General features: G+C 59.6%; 19 protein-coding genes and 1 riboswitch. Of the genes, 7 read left to right on the top strand and 12 right to left on the bottom strand.

Going from position 1 to position 16108, the window contains the following annotated elements:
- From cobW to JO965_RS16855, 3 genes are read right to left on the bottom strand one after another with little or no spacing between them, the layout of a single operon-like run.
- A complete protein-coding gene (gene cobW / locus JO965_RS16865) occupies positions 1–1038 on the bottom strand; it encodes a cobalamin biosynthesis protein CobW (RefSeq protein WP_203440060.1) in 1038 nt (345 codons plus the stop codon).
- Positions 1035–1457 (bottom strand): DUF1636 domain-containing protein, encoded by a 423-nt coding sequence (locus JO965_RS16860; protein WP_203440058.1) that lies wholly within the window; start codon positions 1455–1457, stop codon positions 1035–1037. The genes cobW and JO965_RS16860 overlap by 4 nt, the downstream gene beginning before the upstream one ends.
- Positions 1458–1475: 18 nt before the next feature.
- On the bottom strand, positions 1476–2114 hold the full coding sequence (locus JO965_RS16855; protein WP_203440056.1) for a HupE/UreJ family protein: 639 nt from the start codon (positions 2112–2114) through the stop codon (positions 1476–1478).
- A gap of 118 nt (positions 2115–2232) precedes the next feature.
- Positions 2233–2420, bottom strand: a riboswitch (cobalamin riboswitch).
- A gap of 106 nt (positions 2421–2526) precedes the next feature.
- Here JO965_RS16855 and cobO point away from each other — a divergent pair.
- Together cobO and JO965_RS16845 are read left to right on the top strand one after the other, a co-directional pair.
- On the top strand, positions 2527–3132 hold the full coding sequence (gene cobO / locus JO965_RS16850) for a cob(I)yrinic acid a,c-diamide adenosyltransferase (RefSeq protein WP_203440055.1): 606 nt from the start codon (positions 2527–2529) through the stop codon (positions 3130–3132).
- An 11-nt stretch (positions 3133–3143) separates the two neighbouring features.
- Positions 3144–4589 (top strand): cobyric acid synthase, encoded by a 1446-nt coding sequence (locus tag JO965_RS16845; protein WP_203444232.1) that lies wholly within the window; start codon positions 3144–3146, stop codon positions 4587–4589.
- Here the strand turns inward: JO965_RS16845 and cbiB are convergent.
- Positions 4576–5562: an adenosylcobinamide-phosphate synthase CbiB gene (gene cbiB / locus JO965_RS16840; protein WP_203440053.1), complete on the bottom strand. Its 987-nt coding sequence runs from the start codon at positions 5560–5562 to the stop codon at positions 4576–4578. The genes JO965_RS16845 and cbiB overlap by 14 nt on opposite strands.
- Before the next feature lie 11 nt (positions 5563–5573).
- Here cbiB and cobD point away from each other — a divergent pair, with 11 nt between their 5' ends.
- From cobD to JO965_RS16825, 3 genes are all read left to right on the top strand, one after another.
- Complete coding sequence (cobD, locus tag JO965_RS16835; RefSeq protein ID WP_203440051.1) at positions 5574–6572, top strand: threonine-phosphate decarboxylase CobD; 999 nt, start codon at positions 5574–5576, stop codon at positions 6570–6572.
- A 380-nt stretch (positions 6573–6952) separates the two neighbouring features.
- Positions 6953–7309 carry a hypothetical protein gene (locus JO965_RS16830; RefSeq protein WP_203440049.1) on the top strand — a complete coding sequence of 119 codons (357 nt, stop codon included), beginning with the start codon at positions 6953–6955 and terminating at the stop codon, positions 7307–7309.
- A gap of 24 nt (positions 7310–7333) precedes the next feature.
- Positions 7334–7621: a hypothetical protein gene (locus JO965_RS16825; RefSeq protein ID WP_203440047.1), complete on the top strand. Its 288-nt coding sequence runs from the start codon at positions 7334–7336 to the stop codon at positions 7619–7621.
- Positions 7622–7752: 131 nt separating this feature from the next.
- Here JO965_RS16825 and JO965_RS16820 read toward each other — a convergent pair whose 3' ends face one another.
- A complete protein-coding gene (locus tag JO965_RS16820; protein ID WP_203440045.1) occupies positions 7753–8007 on the bottom strand; it encodes a hypothetical protein in 255 nt (84 codons plus the stop codon).
- 245 nt (positions 8008–8252) lie between these two features.
- Here JO965_RS16820 and JO965_RS16815 point away from each other — a divergent pair, with 245 nt between their 5' ends.
- Positions 8253–8498, top strand: coding sequence for a hypothetical protein (locus JO965_RS16815; protein ID WP_203440043.1), 246 nt, complete (start codon positions 8253–8255; stop codon positions 8496–8498).
- Between the two features lie 225 nt (positions 8499–8723).
- Here the strand turns inward: JO965_RS16815 and JO965_RS16810 are convergent, their stop codons facing one another.
- The 4 genes from JO965_RS16810 to JO965_RS48925 form a co-directional block, all read right to left on the bottom strand.
- Positions 8724–9035: a hypothetical protein gene (locus JO965_RS16810; protein ID WP_203440041.1), complete on the bottom strand. Its 312-nt coding sequence runs from the start codon at positions 9033–9035 to the stop codon at positions 8724–8726.
- Positions 9036–9533: 498 nt separating this feature from the next.
- On the bottom strand, positions 9534–10289 hold the full coding sequence (locus tag JO965_RS16805; protein WP_246776594.1) for a Crp/Fnr family transcriptional regulator: 756 nt from the start codon (positions 10287–10289) through the stop codon (positions 9534–9536).
- Between the two features lie 775 nt (positions 10290–11064).
- Positions 11065–11367: a plasmid stabilization protein gene (locus JO965_RS16800; protein WP_203440039.1), complete on the bottom strand. Its 303-nt coding sequence runs from the start codon at positions 11365–11367 to the stop codon at positions 11065–11067.
- 1500 nt (positions 11368–12867) lie between these two features.
- The gene (locus JO965_RS48925) at positions 12868–13002 is read right to left on the bottom strand and encodes a hypothetical protein (RefSeq protein WP_256451892.1); all 135 of its coding nucleotides are present in this window, start codon (positions 13000–13002) and stop codon (positions 12868–12870) included.
- 258 nt (positions 13003–13260) lie between these two features.
- On the opposite strand from JO965_RS48925, the gene JO965_RS16795 reads away from it, so the two are divergent.
- Positions 13261–13461: a hypothetical protein gene (locus JO965_RS16795; RefSeq protein ID WP_203440038.1), complete on the top strand. Its 201-nt coding sequence runs from the start codon at positions 13261–13263 to the stop codon at positions 13459–13461.
- Between the two features lie 55 nt (positions 13462–13516).
- Here JO965_RS16795 and JO965_RS16790 read toward each other — a convergent pair whose 3' ends face one another.
- The 3 genes from JO965_RS16790 to JO965_RS16780 all read right to left on the bottom strand — a co-directional run bounded on the left by JO965_RS16790 (position 13517) and on the right by JO965_RS16780 (position 15948).
- The gene (locus tag JO965_RS16790) at positions 13517–14122 is read right to left on the bottom strand and encodes a hypothetical protein (protein ID WP_203440037.1); all 606 of its coding nucleotides are present in this window, start codon (positions 14120–14122) and stop codon (positions 13517–13519) included.
- Positions 14123–14614: 492 nt separating this feature from the next.
- Entirely contained in the window at positions 14615–15742 is a 1128-nt protein-coding gene (locus JO965_RS16785; protein WP_203440036.1) for a tyrosine-type recombinase/integrase, read from the bottom strand.
- A complete protein-coding gene (locus JO965_RS16780; RefSeq protein WP_246776593.1) occupies positions 15739–15948 on the bottom strand; it encodes a hypothetical protein in 210 nt (69 codons plus the stop codon). Before JO965_RS16780 ends, JO965_RS16785 begins: the two co-directional genes overlap by 4 nt.
- Between the last annotated feature and the right edge of the window lie 160 nt (positions 15949–16108).

The following is a 16108-nucleotide window of genomic DNA, read 5'->3' as shown; positions in this document are numbered from 1 at the left end:
TCATCCTGCGCGCAAAGCGGCTTCGACGGCCTTCACATCGAAGCCTTTGAGGCCGATCACCACCATGCGGCCGTCGCGCGCTTCGCCGGCCTTCCACGGCCGGTCGAAATGATGCGCGACGCGCTGGCCTACGCCCTGGACGACGAGACGCATCGGCTTGCCGTCCACGGGCGCGAAGCCCTTGATGCGCAGCACGCCGGCCGCTTCGGCCGCGCGTTCGACGCGGGCGACGAGAGCCTCGGGTGTTGAGACAGGATCGACCGGGATTGCGACGCTGTCGAAATCGTCATGGTCGTGGTCTTCGGCCGTCTCATGATGGGAGGGACGGGAATCGAGATCGGCTTCCGCCGCAGCGCCCATGCCGAGGAGAACGGTCGGGTCCACTTTGCCGTGTGCGGTCTCGATCACTTTCACGGCGCGGGGCAGATGTTCCTCGATCTCGGCGATTACCTTGCCCTTGTCGCCGGCTGCCATTTGGTCGGTCTTGTTGAGGATGATGAGGTCCGCGCAGAGGAGCTGGTCCTCGAAGACTTCTTCCAGCGGATTCTCGTGATCGACAGACGAATCCGCTGCGCGCTGCGCTTCGAGCGCATCGGGATCGTCCGCGAATGCGCCGGAGGCAACGGCCGGTCCATCGACGACGGCTATCACGCCGTCGACCGTGACGCGGGAACGGATATCCGGCCAGTTGAAGGCGCGCACCAGCGGCTTCGGCAGGGCGAGACCCGAGGTCTCGATCAGGATGTGCTCGGGCGGATTCGGGCGGTTGAGCAACGTGTTGAGGGCCGGGACGAAATCGTCGGCCACCGTGCAGCATATGCAGCCATTGGGCAATTCGACGATGTCTTCCTGCGTGCAGCCTTCGATGCCGCAGCCTTCGATGAAGGAGCCATCGAAGCCGAGATCGCCGAATTCATTGACGAGAACGGCGATGCGGCGTCCACCGGCATTTTCCAGTAGATGGTGCACCAGGGTGGTTTTGCCGGCGCCGAGGAATCCGGTGACGATGGTGCAGGGGATCTTTTGAAGATCGCTCATGAAGTGAGCCTTTCGGCAGCTATATTAAGCCGCGTTGTTTGTCTTAAGGGGGGAATCCGGGCGACAACGCCTTTGCGGAACGCCTCAGGGCGCTCGCGCCAGGGCACGAGGCCGTCGGCCGTCGCCGCATAACGGCGCAATCCGTCGAGGATGGTCTCGACCGAGGTATCGGGGTTCAGGTCGCCATAGATATAGGTCCAGCGTCCGGGGCCCGAGACCGCGATGGTGCAGGGGCGCTTGCAGACGGAGAGACACTCCACCGCCTCCACGCGCACCTTCGGTGCATCGGGATGCGTGAGTGCCTCCGTGAGGGCCCGGTGAAGGATCGCACCGGGCCGGAGTTCCCTGTCGTCCGGGCCACCCGCCTGACGACAGGTGACGCAGACATGCAGGCAGATCTCCTCATGGGATGAGGGCATGGCCTCAAGCCGACGCGATCAGGCGGAGGCGTGCAGCGACAGGATCAGGGTTGCCGTTCCCATCACCGTAACGGCAAGTCCGGCCAGACGCAGCTGGAGGGAGGGCGTGAGAGACGCCTGGGTGAACCGGCGGGCCGCGAAAGCGATGCCGGTCGTGAGTGCCGTCTGAATCACGACCAGACCGACGAGATAGGCCACAAGCGGAGCGGATTCAGCACCGATGATAGACTCGCCCAGGGCATAACCGTGAACGGCACCTCCAACGGCGAAGAGAGTTGCGATCGCTGCATAGGGCAGGGTGGTGCGCACGGTCGCCGCGATGCCGATGATCACGACACTCAGCGCCACGAGCGCCTCGGCATAGGGTAGGTCGAGGCTGGCGAGGTGCAGGCCGACGCCGGCCGCCATGGCCACGACCCAGAAGGCGGGAAGCGTCAGGCCACGGGCGAAGCGGGCGGCGACCAGACCGACGCCGACGAGGGCGGCGAGGTGGTCGAGACCGATGACCGGGTGACCGAAGCCCGAGAGCAGACCTTGCATGAAGGTCGTAGGCGTCATGCCGCCCATAGGATGGTGGGCCAGAGCGGGCGTCGCGGCGACAAGGCCGGCGAGGGTCAGGGCTGTGAGGTGGGTCTTGGTCAGCAGGCGTGCGGTCATCGTTCTCTCCGTCGGGAGACTCTTCGGTTCGAGTCTGTTGCGCTTCCACGGACGGAACCGAACGACGGAACGTCATTCGACTACGGTCACCGTCGGCGCACCCCGTCCGACAGACCCGATAGAAGCAAAGGCTGACGGCAGGTCTCCTGGCTCGCGGGTCGATGCTTTTCTCCGCCTTCCCGGGTTTTAAGGCCCAGTGGCAATTGGAGCGAAGGCTCGCCGCTTACAGTTGCGGGGGCAGCCGCGGTGTCTCACCGCATTCCCTTTTCACCCCGTGTCCGGGGCACCGTCTGTGACATGCTTACCGGGGTGAGTGGCATCTTTCAAGCCTGGGCATGGCTCTCGGGACTGGTCTTGAAATCGGGCTCTAGCCTGTTCATGGTGCGGCCCTCTGATGCGAAAGCAGGCCCCGATGACCCAGGAAGAAGAGGCGCGCCATCGCGCCAAGATGATCAAGCGCAAGGAAGTCCAGGACAGGGAGGTCGCCTCGAAGACGGTCGAGAAGGGGCTCCTTATTGTCCATACCGGGCCGGGCAAGGGCAAGTCGACGGCAGCCTTCGGCCTCATGCTGCGGGCGCTCGGGCGCGGTTTTCACGTGGGCGTTGTGCAGTTCATCAAGGGCGGCTGGGAAACCGGCGAACGCTTGGCTCTCGACCGATTCTCCGATCAGGTCGAGTGGCACACCATGGGCGAGGGTTTTACCTGGGAGACGCAGGACCGCTCCCGCGACGTGGCGGCGGCCGAGCGCGCGTGGGCCAAGGCCAAAGAGCTGATGGCCCGGGAGGATATCCGTCTGCTCGTGCTCGATGAGCTCAATATCGCGCTTCGCTATGAATATCTGGACTTGGCCGAGGTGGTCGAGACCCTGCGCCAGCGTCGGCCCGATCTCCACGTGGTCGTCACTGGCCGCAACGCGAAGCCGGAACTCATCGAAGCCGCCGATCTCGTGACCGAGATGACCCTGGTCAAGCATCACTTCGCAGCCGGCGTGAAGGCACAGGAAGGCGTCGAGTTCTGATGCGTGCGCTCATGGTGCAGGGCACCGGCTCCAATGTGGGCAAGTCGCTTCTGGTGGCGGGCCTATGCCGGGTTTTTGCGCGGAAAGGTTTGAAGGTCCGGCCGTTCAAGCCGCAGAACATGTCGAACAACGCTGCGGTGACGGCCGATGGCGGCGAGATCGGCCGCGCCCAGGCGCTGCAGGCGCGGGCGGCGGGCGTGGCACCCAGCGTCCACATGAATCCGGTGCTGCTGAAGCCCCAGAGCGAGATTGGCTCGCAGGTGGTGGTGCAGGGTCGCGTGGTCGGAAACGCCAAGGCGCGGGAATACCAGGCTTGGAAACCGCGCCTCATGGAGGCGGTGCTCGACAGCTTTTCCAGGCTTTCCGAAGAAGCCGATCTCGTGCTCGTCGAGGGCGCGGGCTCGGCATCCGAGGTGAACCTGAGAGCCGGCGACATCGCCAATATGGGCTTTGCCCGCGCGGCGAATGTGCCCGTGGTGCTCGTCGGCGACATCGACCGGGGCGGCGTGATCGCGAGCCTCGTCGGCACCAAGGCGGTGCTCGATGAGGCCGATGCCGCGATGATCCGCGGCTTCATCGTCAACCGCTTTCGGGGCGATCCTGCCCTGTTCGAGAACGGCATGCGCTTCGTGTCCGAGCGCACCGGCTGGCCGGCGCTCGGTCTCGTGCCGCATTTTTCTGACGCCGCGCGCCTGCCGGCCGAGGACGGCCTAGGACTTCGGCGCGAGGGACGCAAGGGCGCGGTCGTCATCGCCGTTCCGGTGACGCCCTGGATCTCCAACTTCGACGATCTCGATCCTCTTCGCGAGGAACCGGGCGTCGAGGTGATGCTGGTCGAGCCCGGCCAGCCGCTTCCCGTAGTGGCCGCGCTCATCCTGCTGCCCGGTTCCAAGACCACCATCGATGATCTCCTGTTCATTCGCGCGCAGGGCTGGGACATCGACCTCAAGGCGCATGCTCGCCGGGGAGGGCGCGTACTCGGCCTCTGCGGCGGCTACCAGATGCTGGGCCAGCGGATCGACGACCCCTTCGGCATTGAAGGTGAGGCGGGTCGTTCCATCGAGGGCTTGAGTGTCCTCAATGTCACGACGACGCTCACCTCGAGGAAGCGGCTGGAGGCGGTGGTGGGTGCGACGATAGCCGATGGCACACCGCTCTCCGGTTACGAGATGCATATCGGCGAGACGTCAGGGCCTGATGCAGCCTCGCGTCCTTTCGCGGAATTGGCGAACGGGCAACGCGATGGCGCTGTCTCAGCCGATGGTCGGGTAACCGGCACCTATGTCCACGGCCTGTTCTCGGATGATCGTCAGCGGTCGCGGTGGCTGCAAATGCTGGGAGCCGAGACAAGCGATCTCGCCTATGAGGCGCTCGTCGACGATATTCTCGACCGCTTCGCCGATCACCTGGAAGTGCATCTCGATTGCGAGCGGCTGCTCGCGATCAGTGTCCGATGATCCAGGCGAGTGTCGTCAATCCCGCTGCCAACGCAAACAGCAATCCACAGGCCGTGCGGTAGAGCGCAAGCGCCCGGTCGATATCGTCCGCATTCGCCTCGGCGCGGCCGTCGCCCATCCAGCGGTCCTCGACGCGCACATCGCCATAGACGCGCGGTCCGGCCAATCGCAGGCCCAGCGCTCCCGCCATCGCGGCTTCCGGCCAGCCGGCATTGGGCGAACGGTGATGCGAAGCATCGCGCCAAACAGCGCGCCACGCGCCTCGCGGCGACGCGCCCCGGTTCAGGGCGGCTGCGCTGATGATGAGCAGCGCCGTGAGGCGCGAAGCAGGCAGGTTCACGAGATCGTCGAACCGGGCGGCAGCCCAGCCGAAGGCCTCGTGCCGGGGCGTGCGGTGGCCGATCATGCTGTCGGCGGTGTTCGTGGCCTTGTAGAGGGCCGCACCCGTCAGCCCGCCGAGCCCGAGCCAGAAGGCAGGCGCCACGATTCCATCGGAAAAGTTTTCAGAAAGGCTCTCGATGGCGGCACGGGACACGCCCGCTTCGTCCAGGCTCAGCGGATTGCGTCCGACGATCATCGAAACCGCTGAACGTCCGCCCTCGATCCCGCCCACCCGCAGCCCTTTCGACACGGCTGCCACGTGCTCATGCAGGCTGCGCTGGGCGATGAGGGTAGTGGAGAGAAGAGCGAGGATCGCAAAGCCCACCGGGCCGAGCGGCAGAAGGGCCGTCTGCAATGCCCAGGTCGCCGCTCCCGTGATGGCCAGTAGCAGCAGGAGGGCGAGGACACCCGCAGCGCGGCGGCGACCAAAGGACCAGTTCTCGCGGTTCAAGCTCTGGTCGAGCCCTTTGATCAGCCGCCCGATCCAGGTGACGGGATGCCCGATCCACGTGTAAAGGCGGTGGGGATAACCGAATGCCGCCTCTGCTGCGAGGACGAGGCTCAAAATCAGCAGGCTATCGGAGAGGGCCATGGGTGAATCGGATGAGTGAGGCGCGGATCTGGCACGGGGGCGATCTGGACGAGGCCCGGCGACTCTTTCCGGAAGCGCCCGAACCGTGGATCGACCTGTCGACAGGGATCAATCCCATAGCCTATCCCATGCCCTCCTTGCCAGCCTCCCTGTTCGAGCGGCTGCCGTCGCCTGCCGACCATAAGGATCTGGAAGCGGCTGCAGCGGAGGCCTATGGCGCGTCAGACGTTACAAAAGTGGTGGCCGCACCGGGAACGCAGGTTCTCATCAGCCTGCTGCCGGCCCTGTGGACCCCGTCGCGCGTGGCCATCCTCGGGCCGACTTATGCGGAGCATGCTCATGCTTGGCGCGGGGCGGGGCACGAGGTTGCGGAGATCGGCACGATCGATGCGGCTGAGAATGCGGATATCGTTGTTGTGGTGAACCCCAACAATCCCGATGGGCGTCTGCTCGGACGCGAAGCACTGCTCGAAGTCGCCGCCAATCTGCAACGGCGCGGAGGCTGGCTCGTGGTCGATGAAGCCTTCGCCGATTTTGACGGGGGCGAGACGCTAGTCCCGGTTTTGCCGGAGAATGCCATCGTTCTGCGCTCCTTCGGCAAGACATACGGGCTTGCAGGCGTGAGGCTCGGTTTTGCGATTGCAGCCACTGGTGTTGCGACGAAACTGCGAAGGGCGCTTGGCCCCTGGTCCGTCTCAGGTCCCGCCATGGAGGTCGGACGTTGGGCAATGCGCGATCACGGATGGAGACTAGCGGCACAGGAGGCGCGAACTGCGGATACCCGCCGCCTCGACGCGCTGCTCGCGCCGCATTCGGATCGGGCGCTTGGCGGCACGATCCTCTACCGTCTCATGGGCAGCAGCCGCGCTCCTGAGTTGTTCGCTCATATGGGGCGTCACGGCATCTGGGTTCGACGCTTCCAATACGATCCACGTCTACTACGGTTCGGGCTGCCGGGTTCGGACGAAGCTTGGCGGCGTCTCGAGAGCGCGCTTGCCAGCTTTTCTTAAGTTTTCCAGTTGAATCCGAGAAAGAGAAAAAGCCGCGTCCGATCTTTCAATCGGGACCGCGGCTTACAACCGTGCTAAGCCCCCCAGGCACGGTAGTTTTGAAATATATCTTTGGTGACTGTTGTTTTAATTGTCCCGCATCAATGGTTTGAATCTATAACCTAACTCCCGTGGAAAAATAAATAGTGGAAAATACGTACCACTAATGATCGAGCTTGGCCGTACTCTGCGTATTGTTAAGTTTACGAATGAGAATCCTGCCTGGTGTTAAACTTTCACAGAGCTTTCTTTGAATGGAGGACAAGGAATGCTTGTCCAAGCATACGGGATGGTGAATAGTTTAGGAATAAATATTTATACTGAGTTTTCGGATTCTGATCATGCAGGAACCTATCGACGAAACGGATGGAACGCCGGCGTGGGCCAAGGCGATGTTTCGCCGCTGGCAGGCCATTCGGACCAGCATCCTGGTCCTGATGACGATGGTGGGGCTTCCATTGATCGGCGGCTACGAACTCTATCGCGCGGTCTTCCACGGTCAGGTTTGGCGCATCACACTCGGGCGCTCCCGCGGCTTGGTCAGTTTTGCGGACGAGCCAGTCCATTTTACCTTTGGCGTGGCACTGGCGATTTTTCTTCTGGTCATATGGGGCATGGGGTTGGCGCTGTACCACCGCGTCCGCAGAATGCCGGAGCAATGGAACGGATCCGGGAGGCTTGAGTCTGAAGGACACTGATGAGACATCGAGAGATGAGGTTGAATGTCATTTGGGCGCATTGAAGAGAAGACCATCAGGCCCTGGAACACGCCCGGGCTGGCCTGTCTCGGCGCATTTGTCGGCATCGGACTCGCAACGGCCCATCAATTCCATCATGTAAGTGCCGATGATCTCCCCGAGCAGAGTGCCATCGTTCACATCTTCGGCGAACTCTTTGTCGTGACGATCGGCGGTGCTGTTCTGATGGCGATTATCTCCGTAATTCGGAATTGGCTTGTGGGACGTGAGGCTGAGGGGAGAAGCCGCTCAAGAGCCGATTTTGAATCTTGATCTGATCTTTTCGGTCGGCGTTTGCGCGGACATCGAAAGTTTTTCGGCGAAGTGGATCCGGTTTACCATCAAACAACGCGGTAAAGCAACGAGAAGAGCCGATTCCACGTCAGTGAAATCAGCTCTCATCGTCACCGCCTCAGGCGCTTCACATTGGCCCGGACTTTCTTGCGATATCCCTTCACCACCTTATGGGCCGACCCGCCGGTTGCGAGTGTGGCGGCGGCTTCCGCAAAGGCGGTGACCTTCTCCGTCACCATCAGCAGATTTTCCGCAGCGGAGCCCTGGCCCATGGCGGCTCGGGACAGGCGGGCCCAGATCACCGTCTGAGCCTCGAAGGCAAGCATCGTGGTGTCTGTGGCAAGTTTCATCCAGGGCAAAAGCATCGTAACTCCTGAAGAATATATCGGCGTATGGAAACTATGGGCTTGGGTATTCGATCCGCTGAACGCGGAGGAAGAGTGGGCAAGGCCATCAACGTGGTGTCATGGACGTCATAAAGGATAGGGCCTGTCCGGAATAGTGAGCGGGGATTCAGAGTGAATTTCAAGATCTGTCATTGCAAATTAACATAGGTGAATATCATGATGGGAGCGGTCCCATCAATTCAGAGTTGCCGAGGGGATGCGTCGTGCCCCGCTATTACATTGATGTCAGGAGCCATTTCGGCATTGATGAAGATCCAAGTGGAATCGTGTTGCCCGACATAGCGGCCGCCAAGACAGAGGCCTTGAAGGTGGCCGAAAAGCTCCTGAAAAGTTGGGCCGGAATGTCGCCCAGTTACAGCAGCGAGATCGTGATCGAGATCGTAGGGGAGGATCTCCGTCCCGTCCTGATCATCCCATGTGAGGATCTCGGGCTGATATCTCGCGAATAAGTTCGGAACATGGCCGGTCGCGCAATTCAGGGTTCCACGCCCCTGCCTGTTCGTGAACGAGATATGCGCAAGATGCTGCGCACATCTGACATCATCTTCGACATCGCTGCCGTGATGCGCGACTGAAAGCCTGGTCCGGCGTTCTGCGCAGCCAGTTCAATAATCCTGCTGCTTCACTTAAGGATTAGCCCGAGCGGCGAAGAGCCAATGACCGTACCTTGAACCTTATGGACTGCTGGCCCAGCTCACCAGAGCACTTTCAGGATTCTGGTCCAAGGGAGTTGCCACATTCACCGGAGCAGGAGGATTGGCCCTGGTCATACAGACCTGCATATGAGCCTTGCGGGCCTCCTTGATCTCGTGCCGGTAATCGTCGAGCGACAGGTTACGGGTTCGGTAGATCAGTCTCGTCTCCTTGTAGCATGCATTCCAACGGGCTTTTCCCTCCGGTGCAGACGCCCAGCGATGTTCCTGTGCGGAGACGCCACCGGAGGTAAGTGCAGCTACGGCCAGTATACCAAGAGTTAAATGACGCATATGCAGTGCTCACGTTGTGAGTATTGGCTCACTCGGCGAGTATAAGCACTCAAGGCCACTTATGTCTCAATGAAGGGAGCTGAGCAAAAGTGGATCCACTTTTGCTCCATCGCTTCACGGTTGGGTCCGAGGAGATCGTTCAGCTGCGACTAAAGTCGGAAAAAGCTTCCTGATCGCATGGAATTTTCACGAGCTATGCGCCTTGAACCTTCAATGTGCACGTCATCAGCAAACGTTATCATCGCCAGTGAATTTGCCGGATCGGCGCATGGAATCCTCCCGCATTACGGGAGCTGACAGCACAAAAGAAAGGCCGCCAGGGCTGCTGTCACGGCCGTAGCGATCAAGCCCTTGTCGATGACATGGTCCATCAGGGCAGTGCGATTTGGCATTCGCTTGATCAAGCCGCGGCTCGCTTGCAGGGGTAACTAGGCTGCCTTAGCTGGGGCAGGCGATTGCCAAGTCAACAGTTCAACTCAACGGTCCAACCGCCCCCTCCTATGGCATGGAGTGCGGCAGTAGCTGGGAAAACTTCCGGCGGATGATCTCGTAGCACTCGCAGGATGTCTCTTCGAGACCGCGGTGATCGACGATGGTGATGACGCCTCTGCTCTGACTGATGAGGCCGGCTTCATGAAGGGTGCGAGTGATGGCGCTGACCGTCGAGCGCTGAACGCCCAGCATCTCCGAGAGGAATTCATGCGTCAGGGGCAGCTCATCGCTGCCCCAGCGGTCGCGTGTGCTGAGGATCCAGCGGCAGCAGCGAGCCTCGACACTGTGAGTGGCATTGCAAGCAACGCTCTGGAGCGTTTGCGCCAGCAGAGCCTCGGTAAAGCGTAAGACGAGCTGCTGAATGCTGGGCCGTGTTCTGAACGCATCATTCATCCAGTCGAGCTCGATCCGAGATGCTGAGCCCGAGACTTGCACGATATAGCGTCCAAATGAGCTGCGGGAGACGAAGGCGCTGACGAGACCGAACAGGGATTCACGCCCGAAGGTCGCCATCTCGGCCGATTTGCCGTCCAGCATGACGGTGACGAGAGAGATCACTGCATTATGAGGAAAATAGGTGAATTGGATCGTCTCCCCGGCCTCGTAAATCACCTGACCTCTTTGAAGGTCAACGAGGTTCAGATGCGGCTCGAGACAGGCGAAATCCTCAGGATCCAGAGCGGCCAGAAGTCGATTCGAGCGGTGAGGGCTGTCCAACTGAACCTGTGCCATGGCGAAGGTCCCGTTCTGAACGGGTGTCATTCTACCACAATGAGCAGGCTAAGGATTGCCGAATATGGGCCCAACTGGGACGCGAGAGGCTTTTAAAAAGTCCATCGCGCTTCTCCTTGAACATCTTGACGAGTGCGGCCCTAGGTCCCGATCCTCAACCAACCTTCGAAAGGCGGCAGAGGCACGGCAAAATACGTCAGAACTTCAGTCTGGCGACGAAGGAAACCATGGTATGCTTCCTTAGCGCAGTCGCGGTGAGGGTTCCATCGGTCATCAAATCCTATCTCCGTCATGGAAATGCCTGGGAGAGGGGCAGGCCGAGGTTCTGCATGAGGGAATGAGGTCATTGACGAGCGAGCACGAAGAAAAGCCGCGCCTGATCCTTTTGGCGGATTAAGGCGCGGCCCCGGCCCATAGTTGCCCCTACGGGAGGCTGTTAGGTAAAAATTAACCTTGACCGGAATGCGGCTTAGCTTCGGACTTTCCTTGACCATTCTGTGGAGCTGCCATCCCTCGGATCAGGTGCTGGCGGGCTGGCCGGAAGGCTCGGAGGGGCAGGAAGAGGCCGGGGTCGCCTAGGTTAGGAGGCGAGGCGATCCAGAGGAAGCCGTCATTATCTTCGGCTGGTCAGGAGAGTTAGGGGACCGTTCGACCGCAGGTGGCTGTTATCTAGGAGCGTCCCTTCCAAGCCGTCTGAGCCCCATCAGGAGGGCCCTGCCTGATGAGCTCCCTTTTGTGCGGGCAACGATAGCTCAGCGTGACGCGCCCCATCGGTAAAGTTCGTCCCCGTAGGGGCGAATGCCGGTCAGCTTGCTTTCCGCTTCCGGGTGGCGGCCGCCTTTTTTGCCGATGCAGACCGAGCTGCGGCGGGACGCTTGGCTGAGGCCGCTCCGCCACGAGCACCGCCCTTTTTCGCGGATACATTCGTATCCTTCTTGCCGCGTCCAGAGCCGCTCTTGTTGCCGCCCCCGCTTTCCTTGTTGACGGTCGCCCAAGCACGCCGCTCGGCCTCTTTTTCCGGAATACCACGCTTCTCGTAGCCTTCCTCGATGTGCTCGGCTTTTCGCTTCTGCTTGTCAGAATAGGCTGACTTGTCACCGCGGGGCATCGACGCCTCCATGAACCGTACGCGAAATGCATGAGGTCCAGCCCGTTTCCTGCTGACCACAAGGGTCATAGAGCTCGGACCTCGTCCATTTGCGGAAACGAGGAGTCGAAGCATCGGTTCCGGGCCATGCGTTGGACGAGGCAGGTCGATCCCGAGGAAGCCGTCATTGCCTTCGGCCAGGTATCAAAGGAGTAAGCGAGGCTGGCCATCGTCAGGGGAGCAGCGTTCCTTCCGAGCCCCTACCGGAGCCCTGCCAGCCCGTCCCGAATGAGGCTTCTTTTGCGCGGGCATTCGAGCAATGACGGGCAGGAGGCTTCTCATAGATGTTTAGATGGCCACGGAAACAATGCGGGCTCCCGCGCGTCCAGTGCTCGTAGCCAAATCACCAGGGAGTGCACCATGACTACAGGATATGGAGCCGCAATTGTCGGTTTCTTACTCGCTGGGCTCGGGCCTGCAGTTGCGGAGCCCGGCCCTCGCGAGAGACCGTGCATGGTGGGGGAGCGGCGTGTCGATGGTGAGTGCCGGCCCTTAACGCAAGGCTCCGGCAGTCGAGGAGACCAGGGCAATACGGGGAATCGAGGTGATTCCGGCAGATAGCGGGACCGTTTCCCAGCCCACGGGTTCGCCGATAAGGAGTGGCGGTGGTGTCGCGGGAGCAGGTCATGGGGAGGTCATGGGATGTGGCGACCACCCCTGGAAGAAATGCAGCTCCCTCTGCATCGCAGACATGCTATCCGGCCTGACTCCGACATCACTTCTGTATGAAGGTCCCGCACCTTGGTTCATGCTGAGCAGCGGCCTTGGCGGCGATGATCCCCTTTTCTGTGGCACGCCTCCCGGCCCTAGCAGCGACCCTGGCATCGACCCGCTTTTTTGCGGCACGCCCCCCGGACCTAACGAGCCGCTGGAATGCTGGTAAGCGAACCTGGAGCGTCGCGGGTCAGAGAATTGCGACGCTCCGTCGTTGCGCGGTGCTGAGGCCCCGGGCTGAGCAGTCAACGGCCTCCGCATGCATGGAGCAGCAGGTACAAGGATATAAGTGCGCCTACTGCGAGGATCACGACAGTGGCGACCAGAGTGGGCCAGCCAATTCTGGTCTCACGGGCCAAACGCGTTGTCACCTCTTGCCGCTTTTGATCGAGTACTCTGTCAGTCTCGTTAGCCCCGTGAACCATCGCTGCCCCACTGTAAAAGGCGCATCTTGGGTAAGGTTCGCCAAGCGCGCTCTTGTTTCCATTTTTAGACAGCCTCGGAACGAGGGACCATGTCCCTAAAGGGGTAGAGCAGTGCGGCGGTACGTCATACCGAGGGTATCGCAGGAAGGGGCGAAGAGAGCGCCTCGCATGAAGTCGCCCAAGCCCCTTCTCGTCTGGAAGAGAAGCTGGATGGGACGTGCCTTACCGGCTTCTAGAGCTGTTCCACTGACGTGGATTATCTCTTCTCCTTGGTTTGCTGCTTTTTTGACGGTGAACCGGATCCACTTCGCCGAAAACTGCTCTAGCGCTTTGCTTGGCTGACAATGTTCGTGGGCTCGGGTGGAATCAGCTTCACGATTTGGCCGAACACGAGCCCAACCACCAGTCCCAGGATGATAACGATAGGCAGATCATGCCATGCACGTCCTGTGATCATCGGGAGCTCCATCGGCCGACCGGTCCGGAGCGTTGCTGCCGCCAACGCACCGGCACCGGCAACTATCGAACCTGTGATGCTGACGATCACAAGTCAATGTTCGGGCTACTGGTGGATAGGGCGTGTCCTACGGCTTGGACGTAAAGCAGTCTCTGCTGAAGTTGTTCTTCTCTCGTCATAATGTCTTCCATCGGTTGAGTCGCATCTCCGATGGTACGAGGCTGGGATCATCTCCCAAGCTGCTATGCGGAGGCTCAAATGACCATCGACCGCAATATAGTTTTGGCACGTTTGGAAGTCGTAATCGACAGCCTCGGACTTCCCGAGCTAGACCCGAAAGCCATTGCCGAGGATGATGAGCGCCTCATTGATTTTGCCATTAAGCACGGACAGAGCCTCGATTGGCTCGTTATGGGCGATATCCGGAGCTACATCCTGATGGCTGCGAAGATACGCTGAGGAGACGGTGGCGAGGCCGGAATCAGCTCGCAAGGCTGCCGGCCATTTTGAGGGTCTATGTTGGACGATTTGCGCGCACCGCGCTGGCGATAGCTCGCGAGGTATTTTGATCCGCATCCCATTCGGGTTTGCGATTGAGAGTGAATTCATAGAGAACGCGCGGCAGAGTAGTTAAATAGTACCTCGATTTTTGCGGATCCTCGTAATAATATCGCGTATTAATAAAGGCATCGCCACAATCTGTGAGTGCCTCTCGCAAGTTCCTTTTTAGCTTTTTTCCTTTCAATCTCTCGATTTCGTCAAGATGTAGCTGCGCATCAATCATTGATACGCGCCACCTCACATCAAGCTCATTCTTGGATTTATTATCGAGTCGCTTATAGAGCGTGTTTAGATTGTGCGTTTCTATAGGGAGCTTACCTTCCAAAACCATCAATGTCTTGAAGAAGAGTTCGCATGCGAAAGCCGAAAGAACCGTTGAGGGGAGTGCCAGCCAAACAAATTCGTGGAGCTCGGATGTTCCGCCGTCGCCCTTTCGTCGGACTTGCTCATCGGCAAGCATAAACCGACACGCATGGGTGAAGACCTTGAACGGGTCTGGGAGCGGCTTTGCACGCTTCGGATACGCCTTCGCCGCCCGCTTCTGTCCTTGCTTAACCAAATTCGCCCCCACGATTTTGAAGCAGGCTATCGTGCAGGCGTACGCGCGAAAACCCCTCCCGACTTGCCGGGCGGTGGGTGGCGAAGTGACGAAGGTTCGAAACCTAACGTGTTACATGCCTGTTGCACTGAGCCGCCAGCAACGGTTGGGAATTTCTTGATTTTCCTTGGTAATCGTCGGGAATGGCTTGCAACACAATTTTGAGCCGTTTTGGGCATGAAAAAACCCGCTAAGTCATTGACCTAGCAGGCTAATCAAATTGGCTGGGGGACCTGGATTCGAACCAAGACTAACGGAGTCAGAGTCCGCTGTGAAATCAGCTTTATCAATAGCTTAGGATGTAAACAGCAGTATTTTGCGACCCTACGTCTCCCTTCGAATGCGATTTCAACTGTAAACCGTTTGGCCATTACAGGTGACGTAAAAAAGGGCTCCGAAGAGCCCTGTTTCTGATGTCCCAATGATCCTGCTAAAGCATCGCAGCATAAGAGATCACGCTACCTCTTTCTCCTTCACAACGCGGCTGGCTTCTAACTTGTCCATGGCGTTTTCGGCCATCTTAATGGTTGGGGCGAGATAATGAGCTTTGAGAATCTCGTTCACATATCGCTCGTCGTGACCGGTTACTGCCGCGATCTCCGGAGTTGTGCATCCTGCCTCGGCGAGCCGCGTTATCGCGGTCCCGCGCAAATCGTGAAAGGTCTTACCTTTTAGGCCGGGAACCTTGTCACGTGCCTTCCCGAAGGAGGAGCGAAAACCATTCTCAGACCAAGGCATGCCAGTTCGTTGGGTGACGAGGATGTGGTGGTCTCGCTTACTTTGCTCCTCGGGCGACGCAGCCTTAGCGCGCGTCCACTCGGCATCGAGAACCTCCTTCAAAGGCTTTGTAGCACGAACCTTTACGAAGGTGTTGGACTTACCTTGGCGAACAAAAAGGTGGGTTCCATCATACCAAGGTTGGGTACCATCGCCTTTTCCAAAACGGAACTTCAGAATGTCGCCTTCGCGCTGGCCGGTCCATTCGGCAATCTTAACCGGCAGCTTGAGATGCTCGGGAGCCTGCTCGTAGAATTTTTCGAGGTCCGCGTCCTCCCAGATGATCTCCTGACGATTAGCCGTGTAAACTCGTCCGCCTCTCTCGCAGGGGTTGGTCTCGATCTTTCCTCGGTTCAAGGCAACCGAGCAGACACGGGCGAGTACCGTCCAGTGATAATCGGCCTGCCGAGGCGACTTCTTGGCGAGTTCGTCGCGCCATTCCAGAAAAAAGCCCCGAGTGCGATGCTTATTCGACGGCTTAAAGGCTGAGAGGGGCAGGGTCGCAAATCTAGCTCCGATGGTGTCGAGGAGTCGGTTGTAGTCCTTCTGAGTGCGCTCGGCCTTGGGGAAATCCGTCGATGCCTTGAAAAGGGCGATTAGGCTCTGGAACGTGGGCTGGGGAGTCTTGGCGGCTTTCCGGTCACTCGTCAGACGCTCGAACTCGCGAACGAAGGCTATGGTACCATAGCGCTCCTTTAGGGCAGGACCGCCTCGCCACGCATAGTAATGGGTGCGGATTTCACCACCGACAAGTCTACGCTCGACTCGGTGCAGACCCTTCAGTTCCTTCGAATCAAGTTTCACTTCACGTTCTCCCTGATCCAGCGCTTGTAATCATCGTCAGCTTCTGCGGTGATCTTGTGCGTTGCAATCCCGGAGAGTTCATCTAGCCGCAAATCAATGGCTTTGAGATCCCACCGCCGCGTGCCGGGAATAGGCCCAGGCAGCAGACCTTTGTCTACCCATTGGTCAAATCCTCGCAAACTGAGGCAACAATGCTCGGCAGCCATTTTCCGAGTGACCCCTCGGCCTGCCGTATTTAACGTCTTCATTGAAAATGCTCAAACGATGCCAGGACGTACTGGTCCCGACGAGGCGGCCAATTCCGCCTCGTGATCGCTCTGCCGTGTGCTGCTTTAGGAGTGCTGCATGCATCCTGAAATCCTCAAA

The organism is Microvirga sp. VF16, from assembly GCF_016864375.1.
GTDB lineage: Bacteria > Pseudomonadota > Alphaproteobacteria > Rhizobiales > Beijerinckiaceae > Microvirga.
Note: the sequence above shows the minus strand (reverse complement) of the source record. Positions and strands in the feature narration are given on the sequence as shown.

Bases quoted from the DNA above. Each gene is read 5' to 3' on its own strand.
- cbiB (WP_203440053.1), bottom strand. From the start codon at position 5,562: ATGGCCCTCTCCGATAGCCTGCTGATTTTGAGCCTCGTCCTCGCAGCA.
- JO965_RS16860 (WP_203440058.1), bottom strand. From the start codon at position 1,457: ATGCCCTCATCCCATGAGGAGATCTGCCTGCATGTCTGCGTCACCTGT.
- JO965_RS16810 (WP_203440041.1), bottom strand. From the start codon at position 9,035: ATGCGTCATTTAACTCTTGGTATACTGGCCGTAGCTGCACTTACCTCC.
- JO965_RS48925 (WP_256451892.1), bottom strand. From the start codon at position 13,002: ATGATCACAGGACGTGCATGGCATGATCTGCCTATCGTTATCATCCTG.
- JO965_RS16845 (WP_203444232.1), top strand. From the start codon at position 3,144: ATGGTGCAGGGCACCGGCTCCAATGTGGGCAAGTCGCTTCTGGTGGCG.
- JO965_RS16825 (WP_203440047.1), top strand. From the start codon at position 7,334: ATGTCATTTGGGCGCATTGAAGAGAAGACCATCAGGCCCTGGAACACG.
- JO965_RS16830 (WP_203440049.1), top strand. From the start codon at position 6,953: ATGCAGGAACCTATCGACGAAACGGATGGAACGCCGGCGTGGGCCAAG.
- JO965_RS16795 (WP_203440038.1), top strand. From the start codon at position 13,261: ATGACCATCGACCGCAATATAGTTTTGGCACGTTTGGAAGTCGTAATC.
- cobO (WP_203440055.1), top strand. From the start codon at position 2,527: ATGACCCAGGAAGAAGAGGCGCGCCATCGCGCCAAGATGATCAAGCGC.
- JO965_RS16800 (WP_203440039.1), bottom strand. From the start codon at position 11,367: ATGCCCCGCGGTGACAAGTCAGCCTATTCTGACAAGCAGAAGCGAAAA.
- JO965_RS16855 (WP_203440056.1), bottom strand. From the start codon at position 2,114: ATGACCGCACGCCTGCTGACCAAGACCCACCTCACAGCCCTGACCCTC.
- JO965_RS16820 (WP_203440045.1), bottom strand. From the start codon at position 8,007: ATGCTTTTGCCCTGGATGAAACTTGCCACAGACACCACGATGCTTGCC.
- cobW (WP_203440060.1), bottom strand. From the start codon at position 1,038: ATGAGCGATCTTCAAAAGATCCCCTGCACCATCGTCACCGGATTCCTC.
- JO965_RS16780 (WP_246776593.1), bottom strand. From the start codon at position 15,948: ATGGCTGCCGAGCATTGTTGCCTCAGTTTGCGAGGATTTGACCAATGG.
- JO965_RS16805 (WP_246776594.1), bottom strand. From the start codon at position 10,289: ATGACACCCGTTCAGAACGGGACCTTCGCCATGGCACAGGTTCAGTTG.
- cobD (WP_203440051.1), top strand. From the start codon at position 5,574: ATGAGTGAGGCGCGGATCTGGCACGGGGGCGATCTGGACGAGGCCCGG.